This window comes from Herbaspirillum sp. B65, assembly GCF_000333555.1.
GTDB classification, from domain to species: Bacteria; Pseudomonadota; Gammaproteobacteria; order Burkholderiales; family Burkholderiaceae_D; genus Herbaspirillum; species Herbaspirillum rubrisubalbicans.
On sequence record NZ_BADI01000254.1, the window covers coordinates 1 to 8079 of the forward strand.

8 protein-coding genes and 1 pseudogene are annotated in these 8079 nt (G+C 62.7%); 2 read left to right on the plus strand and 7 right to left on the minus strand.

The window, feature by feature from the left end:
• Both I5W_RS06680 and I5W_RS06685 read left to right on the plus strand, forming a co-directional pair.
• Positions 1-165 (plus strand): substrate-binding domain-containing protein (locus tag I5W_RS06680; RefSeq protein WP_044528643.1); only part of this gene is annotated, 165 nt, incomplete at its 5' end.
• A 57-nt stretch (positions 166-222) separates the two neighbouring features.
• Complete coding sequence (locus tag I5W_RS06685) at positions 223-1527, plus strand: MFS transporter (RefSeq protein WP_044528644.1); 1305 nt, start codon at positions 223-225, stop codon at positions 1525-1527.
• On the opposite strand, the gene I5W_RS29500 is transcribed toward I5W_RS06685, so the two are convergent.
• The 7 genes and pseudogenes from I5W_RS29500 to I5W_RS06725 all read right to left on the minus strand — a co-directional run.
• Positions 1428-3089: a methyl-accepting chemotaxis protein gene (locus I5W_RS29500; protein WP_083893476.1), complete on the minus strand. Its 1662-nt coding sequence runs from the start codon at positions 3087-3089 to the stop codon at positions 1428-1430. The two genes, I5W_RS06685 and I5W_RS29500, sit on opposite strands and share 100 nt — an antisense overlap.
• Positions 3090-3288: 199 nt before the next feature.
• Positions 3289-4362: a porin gene (locus I5W_RS06700; RefSeq protein ID WP_050010627.1), complete on the minus strand. Its 1074-nt coding sequence runs from the start codon at positions 4360-4362 to the stop codon at positions 3289-3291.
• 264 nt (positions 4363-4626) lie between these two features.
• Entirely contained in the window at positions 4627-5574 is a 948-nt protein-coding gene (locus I5W_RS06705) for a PDR/VanB family oxidoreductase (RefSeq protein ID WP_044528648.1), read from the minus strand.
• A 38-nt stretch (positions 5575-5612) separates the two neighbouring features.
• Positions 5613-6651: pseudogene (locus I5W_RS06710) on the minus strand (Rieske 2Fe-2S domain-containing protein).
• A gap of 40 nt (positions 6652-6691) precedes the next feature.
• The gene (locus tag I5W_RS06715; protein ID WP_017454967.1) at positions 6692-6925 is read right to left on the minus strand and encodes a recombinase-like helix-turn-helix domain-containing protein; all 234 of its coding nucleotides are present in this window, start codon (positions 6923-6925) and stop codon (positions 6692-6694) included.
• Positions 6925-7107 (minus strand): FAD-dependent oxidoreductase, encoded by a 183-nt coding sequence (locus I5W_RS34170; protein WP_044528649.1) that lies wholly within the window; start codon positions 7105-7107, stop codon positions 6925-6927. The genes I5W_RS06715 and I5W_RS34170 overlap by 1 nt, the downstream gene beginning before the upstream one ends.
• A 34-nt stretch (positions 7108-7141) precedes the next feature.
• Positions 7142-8079, minus strand: a 938-nt coding sequence (locus tag I5W_RS06725) for a VOC family protein (protein ID WP_083893477.1), incomplete at its 5' end; no start/stop codon positions are given.

The window sequence follows — 8079 nt, forward strand, 5'->3', positions numbered from 1 at the left end:
CATCGGCCCCTCCCCGAGAGCGCGCAGCAGATCACCCCTTTCTCCGCCGGTGTGGTGGTCGGTACCCATGAGCCGCAGGCCGCCAAGGAATTGCTGGACTTCCTCGCTTCGCCCGAAGCAGAGGCGGCCATCAAGGCATCCGGCCTGGATCCGGCGCCGCGCTGAAAAATATGAAGAAAAGCGCTGAAGTACTGCAGTAGAGAGAGAAAGAGAGAGACCGACATGAACAAAACAACCCAAACCGCCAAACAACACTCCAAGCTGTCCACCGTCCTGCGCGTGACCAGCGGCAATTTCCTGGAGATGTTCGACTTCTTCCTGTATGGCTTCTACGCCAGCTACATTTCGCAGACCTTCTTCCCGTCGGACAACGAGTTCGTCTCGCTGATCCTAACCTTCGGCACCTTCGGTGCGGGCTTTCTGATGCGTCCTCTGGGCGCCATCATCCTGGGCAGCTACATCGACCGCGTAGGTCGTCGCCAGGGGCTCATCGTGACCTTGGCCATCATGGCCATCGGCACGCTGCTGATCGCCTTCGTGCCCGGCTACGCCACCATCGGCATGGCCGCACCGATCCTGGTGCTGACCGGGCGGCTGTTGCAGGGCTTTTCGGCGGGGGTGGAATTGGGTGGCGTGTCGGTCTATCTGGCCGAGATGGCCACGCCCGGCAACAAGGGCTTTTACGTGAGCTGGCAGTCGGCCAGCCAGCAGGCCGCCATCATGGCATCGGCCCTGATCGGCTACCTGGTAAGCCAGTCCTTGTCGCCGCTGCAGATCAGCGAGTGGGGCTGGCGCATCCCCTTCTTCATCGGCTGCATGATCGTGCCGGCCATCTTCATGATCCGCCGCTCGCTGCAGGAGACCGAGGAATTCCTGGCGCGCAAGCGTCATCCCAGCTTCGGCGAGATCATGACCTCCATCGGCCAGAACTGGACGATCGTGGTGGCCGGCATGATGATGGTGGTGATGACCACCGTCTCGTTCTACCTGATCACGGTCTATACCCCGACCTTCGGCAAGAACGTGCTCAAGCTGTCGGCCTCCGACAGTCTCATCGTGACCTTCTGCGTGGGCTTGTCCAACTTCTGCTGGCTACCCATCATGGGCGCGCTGTCGGATCGCGTGGGACGTCGTCCGGTGCTGGTGGCCTTCACCTTGTTGACCTTGCTGACGGCCTATCCGGTGATGTCCTGGCTGGTCTCGGACATCAGCTTCAAGAACCTGCTGATCACCGAACTGTGGCTATCCTTCCTCTATGCCAGCTACAACGGCGCGGCCGTGGTAGCGCTCACCGAAGTGATGCCGGCCCATGTGCGCACGGTCGGCTTCTCGCTGGCCTATAGCCTGGCCACCGCCATCTTCGGCGGCTTCACGCCGCTGGTCTCGACCTGGTTGATCGAAACCTCGGGCGACAAGGCCGCACCGGGTTACTGGATGAGCTTTGCCGCCGTCTGCGGACTGATTGCCACGCTGGTGCTATATCGCGGCAAAGGGGCCACAGCAGCGGCGCTCACCTCGTCCGTTTGAAGTAGCACCAGCGGCGGCTCCTGCTGCAGCCGGAATACGCCCACCAACTCACGCAGCCGCTGCGACTGGTCTTGCAAAGACTGGGCAGCGGCTGCGGCCTGTTCCACCAGCGCAGCATTTTGCTGGGTGGTTTCATCCATGTGGGTAATGGCCTGATTGACCTGTTCGATCCCGGTACGCTGCTGCTGCGTGGCCATGCTGATCTCGCCCACGATATGCGAGACGCGTCCGACGCTGCCCACCACCTCTTGCATCGTCGATCCCGCCTGTTCCACCAGACGTCCGCCGATATCGACCTGCGCCACGGAATCGCCGATGAGCGCCTTGATCTCCTTGGCCGCAGTAGCCGAACGCTGCGCCAGCGAACGCACTTCCGAGGCCACCACCGCAAACCCCCGTCCCTGCTCGCCGGCTCGTGCCGCTTCCACTGCCGCGTTCAAGGCCAGGATATTGGTCTGGAACGCAATCCCGTCGATCACGCCGATGATATCGACGATACGGCGCGAGGCCGCACTGATGCCGTGCATGGTCGAGACCACCTGCTGCACCACCTCGCCACTACGCGCGGCGACCACCGACGCCTCGGCGGCGAGGCGGTCGGCTTGCTGGGCATTATCGGCATTCTGGCGTACCGTGGAAGTCAGTTCCTCCATCGCAGCCGCAGTTTCTTCGAGCGAACCAGCCTGCTGCTCAGTGCGTGAAGAAAGATCGAGATTGCCGCCGGCGATCTCGCAGGAGGCCGCAGCGATGGTCTCGGCACCGCTGCGCACGTCGAAGACGATGCGGGTAAGGCTGCCATTCATCTGGCGCAGTGCCTCCAGCAGTTGACCGATTTCATCGCGCGCGCCGGCCTGGATCTGATGGCACAGGTTGCCATCGGCCACCTGTTGCGCCACCTCCACGGCATGGCGCACCGGTCGCGTGACAGAACGCGTGGCCCACCAGGCAAAACTGCCGCCCACGGCTACCGCCAGCATGGCGATGGCCAGCATGATCAGGGTTTTTTGATGGTACTGATCGGCGGCCTGCTGACCGCTGCGTTCCATCATCTGGCTGCCGACTGCGATATAGCTCTTCAGACGTGCGATGTATCTATCCTGCTCCTGCCGCAAGCTACCCAGCAGCAATTGCGCCGCGTCCATGGTGGCGCCGGTGGAAGCCAGTTGCAAAAAGCGTTGCTGGCCCTGCTGGTACGCAGCCCGCAGGGCCTGTATCTCGGCGAAGGACTTGCGCCCCTGTTCGCTGGACAGGCGCGCCTGCAACCTGGAGAGATCCTCGCCGATGGCCGCCTCGCCCTTGGCGATCAGGGCCACTTCTTCGGTCAATTGCTGATGGTCGTCCAGCAGCAGCAGGTTGCGCATGGCGCTGGCATTTTCGCTGATGCGTAACAGGACGTCATTGGCCAGCAATACCTGCGGGTAACGGTCCTCGACGATCTGGCGGGTTCCCTGGTGCAGCGTGGAGAGACTGGCAATGGCCAGTGCCGTGATCCCGGCCAGCAGTGTCAAGACCAGGCCGAAGCCCAACCCCAGTCGGGCACCCAGTTTGAGGTTTGCAATCATGATGTTTTCTCCGCAACGCAAGAATGCCGACGGACGTTGCAGCGATGCCGTCCGACAATGAATTCGATCTGGATAAAAAAATGGCGGAGAAAGACCACTTCCCCGCCCAAGGCACTACGAAACACCGACCCGCTCCAGGGTCGCTGTCCGCAAGACCAGACTATGCACAGAAGGTAATGCCAGCCATCCGCAGATGGCCTTAGAACGAGTGATGCATACCGATGGTGGTGACCAGCTGCCCGCGACCACCGGAGACGCCGGTCGCGCCCGACGCCCCGGTGCCATTCATGACTGCAAAACGGGCATCGCCGCCGGCGCGCTGGTAGGCCGCCTGTACATACCATTGGGTGCGCTTGGAAAATTCATGCACATGCGACAGGCTCAAGGTATTCCAGCGCGCCCCTTCCAGCTTGGAAAGGCCATAGCCCAGGTTGATCGTATCGAGCGTCGCGTAGCGCCAGGCTGCGCCCAGATCCAGGTTCTTCTGCTTGGGGGTGGCGCCACTGGGCAGGGCCAGCTTGACCTGGGTATAGGCGGTGTTCAGGCGCACGCTGCCGATGGTGTAACCCAGGCCGCCCGCAGTGGTGGTGAGGCTATTGAAGACCGTTGCGGCATTGCCCAGGCCGACGCTGGTAAGGAAGGTGCCGGCATAGCCTGCGGCGCGATTGTTCAGCTTGGAGTAGGCCAGTGCAGCGCGCCATGGGCCATTGGTATAAGTGCCGCCAGCACTGATGTTGCGGCCATTGCTGCTGTCGCCGGCCACTTCGCCGAAGCCCACCATGACACTGCCCTGGAAGCCCCCCAGGGTCGGCGAGGTATAGCGCACCGCATTGTCGAACTGGTAGGTGTTGGCCAGGCTGTCCAGGTTACCCGGGTGGAACAGGTACCAGTTGGTGAGCTGGAAACCGTTGGAGAGCTTGCCCACGTAGTCGAACACCACGTCGGGCATGTGGCCCAGGGTCAGCGCACCGAAGTCGCCGGCCAGGCCGACGGTGCTGTAGCGGTTGAACAGCTTGGAAGCATTGGGGGTAGCACCGGTATCGGTGTAGAAGCCGGCTTCGAGCTGAAACACCGCCTTCAGATTGCCGCCCAGGTCTTCGCTGCCGCGAAAGCCGATGCGATCCGGCTGCATCGTGCCCTGGTCCAGGCGCGCCACCGATCCGCCATTGAGGTTGTTGATATAGGCTACGCCAGCATCGAGGCTGCCGTAGATGGTAACGCTGCTCTGCGCCAAGGCGCTCGCAGACAGGCAGGATGCCGCTGCGGCCATCATTAACTTCTTCATCAAACTCCCCTTCAACGAATAAAGTCCAACACGCGGCCAGGCCGCATTGACTCACTGCTCTCCTGTGCCCCGTGCGCAGGAAAGGTGATTTCTGCCGGCCAGCCCGCCACCGCATGGTCGGTGGGGGGACTGGACGGGTGGTCCGGGATTCGGCGATATTCGTTTCACCTATGAATCGTCGTTCCACAAATTTCATCGGGCTCAAAAAAATGCCCGCTGCCTGGGCAGGGGCATGGTCGTGCGCCAGTGTGACTAGAGATCCAGTATCAGACGCGCACCCTTGCAACCGGATACGCACACCATCATGGTCTTGCCGGCCGCGCGCTCGGCCTTGCTGAGCACACCGTCGCGGTGCTCCAGTTCACCTTCCAGCACCTTGGTTTCACAGGCGCCGCATACCCCTTCGCGGCAGCTGTGCTCGACTTCGATGCCGGCCTCGAGCAAGGCATCCAGCAGCGACTTGCCGGCCGGCACGGTGACGCTGGCCTTGCTGCGCGCCAGTTCGGCCACGTAGCTGCCACTGGGCAGCGCTGCCAGTTTGTCTGCGGCAAAGCGTTCGATGTGGACATGAGGCAGGCCCAGTTCTTCGCACAGGCTTTCGAAGGCATTGAGCATGGGTGTCGGGCCGCAGCAATAGAAATGCGCCTGCTGCGGATAGGCCGAGAGCACGGCGCGCAAGTCCGGCGCGCACCCGGCTTCATCATCGAAATGACTGGACACCCCTGGCTGCCCCAGCAACTGACGGGTGAAGGCTGCTTCCCGGCGCGAGCGGGCACAGTAATGCAGCACCACTTCCTTGCCCTGGGCGCGCAGGTGGTGGTACATGCTGGAAATCGGGGTAATGCCGATTCCGCCCGCGATCAGTACCGACAAGGGTGCCGCTTCATCCAGCTGAAAATGGTTGCGCGGCGCCGAAATGCTGAGCGTGGCGCCGACCCGCAACTGCTCATGCACATAGCGCGAACCGCCCCGGCTGCTGCGATCGAGCAACACGCCCACCACGTAGCGATGCCGCTCGGTGGGGGAATTGAACAGGGAATAACTGCGCACCAGACCATTGCCCAGGTGCAGGTCGATATGCGCGCCGGCCTCGAACGGCGGCAACTCGCCCTCCTCGGGCAGGCCCAGTTCAACGCTGATGACGCCTTGCGCTTCAAAGCGCAAGGCCTGCACACGCACGCAAAGAAGAGGACTGCTCATGACTGCATCACCATCCCATCAGATTTGTTCAAACAAGTTCATGCGGCGGCCTTGGCTGCCGCCTGTTCTTCTTGGCGCGCCAGTTGCGCCTTGGCCAATCCGCGCAGGTGGCGTCGCAGGCGCACGATGCCCATGTCGTGCTGGTACAGCATTTCGCGCTGGTTGGCGTCGGGCTCCATCACTTCCAGTACCACGCGGTCTTGCTCCAGCACGTTCCAGTGGCGCGCTTCCAGGCGGTTGCGATACAGGAAGCGCCAGGTATCGCGCTGCCAGCCGGTCAGCTTGCGGCAGCGCCAGTGGAATACCGCGGCGATGTTCTCCACGATGGGGGTGTAGCTGCCGATGATGACGAAGCTGCCGCCGGGGCCACCGGTCTTGGGATAGGGAATGGCCAGGCGCATCCAGTGCAGACCGGTATCGCCCCATTCGGTCCAGTCGAAGTTGACGTCGCGCTGGCCTTCTTTTTCGAAGACGAAGCCGATGTCGGTCTCGCGGATGCCGAAACTGGCCGTGTTGTCGCCCTCGGCCATGGAGTGCGATTGCTTGTGCAGGAAGGTGCCGTGCATGGGATCCATCACGTTGTCGAGCACGTAGCGATAGTCGCCCTTCCATTCGGTGTAGCACAGGAAGTGGGAATACTCGGGGCTGGTCAATTCTTCCGGCAGGCGCAGCGGCGGTGGCGTGTCGACGTCTTCCAGGCTGTTGTAGAGGAAGATGGCACCAGCCGCTTCGGTGACGTGGAAGCGGCGCGTGGCCTTGGCTCCTTCCAGCTTGCAGCCGGGGCTGCCGGGCACGCTGGTGACCACGCCGTCGAAGCGCACCTGCACGCCGTGATAGCCACAGGCGATGCGATCGCCCATGGGGATGCCCATGGACAGGGGCGCGCCACGGTGCGGGCAGTGGTCTTCCAGCGCGTGCAACTGACCCGAGGGCTCGCGCCAGAACACGAATTTCTGCCCAGGCGACGCAGCGAGACCGCTTTTCAGCCACGAACTCGGAGGGGCAGATCGGGTACCACAAGTCTTTCAGGCCGACGGCAAGGACGGCATCGACGGCATCATGGGCGGCAGTTCTCATTTCGGTCATCTCCTGTAGGAGCGTGGCTGGGCGCTGCGGATCAGGCAGCCAGGCGCGCAATTTCTTGCTGGTAGTTGTCTTCGGTCCAGACGCCATCGTTGTAGGGACAGCTGGGGCCGGTGCGATTGAGATGCGCCACCAGCGCGCTCAATTCGTGGATGCCAGCGGCATAGGCGCGCTCGATGGCGTCGCCCAGCAGGTCTTCGAACTGAGTCGGCGCCCGGCGACGCGCCTGGTGCGGGTTGAGATAGACATCGGTAACAGTTGCAACCATCATTGGCCTCCATTGTGGACGCGCTCGCCGATACGCTCGCGCAGGGGAACAAAATTGTGGTTCTGGCGCAGGAATTGCGGGGACTGCTCATACACCACCACCTCACGACCGGCCCGCTGCAAGGCAATGGCGGCGCTCAGGCCACCGATGCCGGCGCCCAGAATTGCGATCTTGAAGGACATCTGGATTTCCTTTCTTGAAATGACTGCCGACCTGCTATTTGTCCGCCGCGGCGCGGTCGGTGAGGAACTTGCCGCTGGGGCCCTGGGCATTTTTCTGACGGCGCGTATGGCCGTCGATACCGCCATCGATGGCCCATTCGGCAAATACCGTCGGGCCGGGTTCGAATTCGCGCGGTTCCCACTGGGCATCGAGCTGGTCTTCGTCGGCGTAGTATTCGATCAGGCCACCGGCCGGATTCTTGAAGTACCAGAAGTAGGCCGAGGAAATCGGATGGCGGCCCGGGCCCAGTTGCGTCTCCCAACCCTGGCGCGACATATGCATTCCGCCACCGAAGACTTCATGGATATCGCGCACGGTGAAGGCCACGTGGTTCAGGCCGGCACGTGCCTGCGGCGGTTGCAGCAGGAAAATGTCGTGATGGCCGCCGACGTCGGCGCAGCGCAGGAAGGCGCCGCGCTGCGGATAACGGTCCGAGGGCACGAAGCCGAAATGCTCGCAATAGAACTTTTCACAAGCCTTCACATCCTTGACGAAGAACACCACATGCCCCACTTCGATGGGCGCGGCACGCTCATAGACAGGGCTGCGCTGGTTGATGCGATTTTTCTCGTTCCAGGTATTCATACGCGCGCATTCCAGTGCCACCTCACGCTTGAGCGAGACCTGGAAGCGCACCGCCAACCCGTTGGGATCGCGACACCCCACGCGCTTGCCGTCATTGACGAAGCCCGGCAGGCCGGCGATGCGGCTGGCGAACTTGTCCAGCACCGCTGGCGAGGCAACGCCCCACACCACTTCGCGCAGCGTCGGCCCCTCTTCGATAGCCGCCGGCAAGCGGGGGTCGGCGCTGTCGCGCACGATCACGCGGCAGGCGTTTTGCGATTCGAAGACCAGTTCGGTGGCGCTTTCCTGCACCAGCGCCATCCCCCAGTCGAGGAAGAAGCGGCGGCAGGTCGGCAGGTCGTCGCGCC